Annotated in this window: 3 protein-coding genes; 1 reads left to right on the forward strand and 2 read right to left on the reverse strand. The window is 64.0% G+C overall.

The features are described 5' to 3' along the window. Window positions 1-244 (forward strand): TspO/MBR family protein (locus tag B4F73_RS14410; protein ID WP_290483600.1); only part of this gene is annotated, 244 nt, incomplete at its 5' end. Here B4F73_RS14410 and B4F73_RS14415 read toward each other — a convergent pair. Together B4F73_RS14415 and B4F73_RS14420 are read right to left on the reverse strand one after the other, a co-directional pair. Then, window positions 234-1,445, reverse strand: coding sequence for a CCA tRNA nucleotidyltransferase (locus B4F73_RS14415; RefSeq protein WP_290483601.1), 1,212 nt, complete (start codon window positions 1,443-1,445; stop codon window positions 234-236). The genes B4F73_RS14410 and B4F73_RS14415 overlap by 11 nt on opposite strands. Next, a partial coding sequence (locus B4F73_RS14420; protein ID WP_290483602.1) for a hypothetical protein occupies window positions 1,432-1,695 on the reverse strand: 264 nt, incomplete at its 5' end. The genes B4F73_RS14415 and B4F73_RS14420, both read right to left, overlap by 14 nt.

The raw sequence follows: 1,695 nt of genomic DNA on the forward strand, positions 1-1,695 counted from the left end.
CGTCAGCCCGCTCGGCCTGTACTATTCGATGCTGGTGTTCAATGCGGGCTGGAGCCTTGCATTCTTCGGCATGAACGAGGTCGCGCTGGCGCTCGGCATTCTGGTGGCGCTTTGGCTGTTGATCGTGGCCATGATGCAGGACTTCTGGCGCTATTCGCACCTCGCCGCCTTGCTACAAATCCCCTATCTGGTCTGGATCAGTTTCGCCGGATACCTCAACGCGTACATCCTGTTCACGAATTGAGGCGCGCGACCAATTCGTCTCGAGTCAGACTGAAATCCGACGCCACCCAGCTCTGCTCCAATGTGCGCAGGACTGCGCCGACATCCGGACCGCTAAGCCCTGCTGCAAGGGCATCTGCGCCGCCCAGCGGAAAGTCCGGCTTCTGCCAGTCGACTGCCGCTGCCTTGATCGTCGTCAGGGCATCCGCTCCAGAAACCTGCGCGGCCTCGATCAAGGCGCGGTCCAGCACCGCACGTGGGCCAAAGTGGTAAAACAGACGACGCAGCGCGTCCGGTTGGACGCCAAGAACATGAGTTAGCGCAGGGTCGGCCCACTCGGCCAGTCGGCTGGCCTCGGCATTGGATAGCCGCAGATGCGCCGTGACACTGGTCACATCGCGGGCGCGACGGGGAAGCATGGCCATCAAGCGTTGCAACGGATCTGGCGCAAGGCCGGCCCCCTGCTCCACCGAAACAAGAGATGGCAATTCCGATGCGTTCGCGCCCGGCAGCACAGCTCCCAGCACGCCCGTCTCTTCCATGGCCAGCATGGCTTCGGACGGATCGGGCGCTTCCATCAGGCGTTTCAATTCCTTCCATATCCGCTCGGAAGCAATCTTTGCGAGTCCATCCTTTTGCCGCTCACATGCAGCAAGACCCTCCGCATCCATGCCCGCGCCATACCAGGCATTAAAGCGGAAGAAGCGCAGGATGCGCAGATAGTCCTCGCGCAGGCGCTGGTCTGCGTCGCCAATGAAGATCACCCGCCCATCAATGGCATCCTGCACCGAGTTCGGCACGATCTCATGCAGGCGGCCATCGGCGGCGGCGTAGATAGCATTGAGCCGGAAATCACGGCGCTCCGCATCCTCGGCCCAATCCTCGGTGAAAGCGACCACGGCGCGGCGGCCATCGGTCTCGACATCGTGGCGCAGGCTGGTGATCTCGTAGGGGCGGCCGTCATAGATGGCAGTGACGGTGCCATGCTCCAGCCCGGTCGGAATGGCGCGAATGCCGGCCGCTTCCAGCGCCGCAAGCGTTTCATCGGGTTTCAACTGGGTGGCGATGTCTATGTCATCGACCGGCACGCCGCGCAGTTCGTTGCGCACACAGCCGCCAACGAAGCGCGCGCCACCAGGACGCGCCACTTCCAGCGCAGCCATCACGGCGCGTGTGCCCGGCCAGTCCAGCCAGGGCGCGGTCGTCAGATCAGTCCGTGTCATCGTCCTGCCGCACGATCTCCGGTGTGTCGGCATCGGGGTCCGGGGCCAGGATCACCGGCTCTTCCTCCCGGCGCGCGGCATCTTCGGTATCCGGCGCCGTGGCGCGGATCTCGCCGGCATCATGGATATCCGTGCCGGGCCCGGTCGCGCCCCGCGCAGAACGGACGCTGTCGCGTTCACGGGGAACGCCGACATTGGTCACATCATGTTCGCAAGGATAGTCGCGGGCCGGGATCAGCTTGCCATTCTC

Source organism: Hyphomonas sp. UBA3601, assembly GCF_002375605.1.
Taxonomy (GTDB): Bacteria; Pseudomonadota; Alphaproteobacteria; order Caulobacterales; family Hyphomonadaceae; genus Hyphomonas.

Bases quoted from the DNA above. Each gene is read 5' to 3' on its own strand.
- B4F73_RS14415 (WP_290483601.1), bottom strand. From the start codon at position 1,445: ATGACACGGACTGATCTGACGACCGCGCCCTGGCTGGACTGGCCGGGC.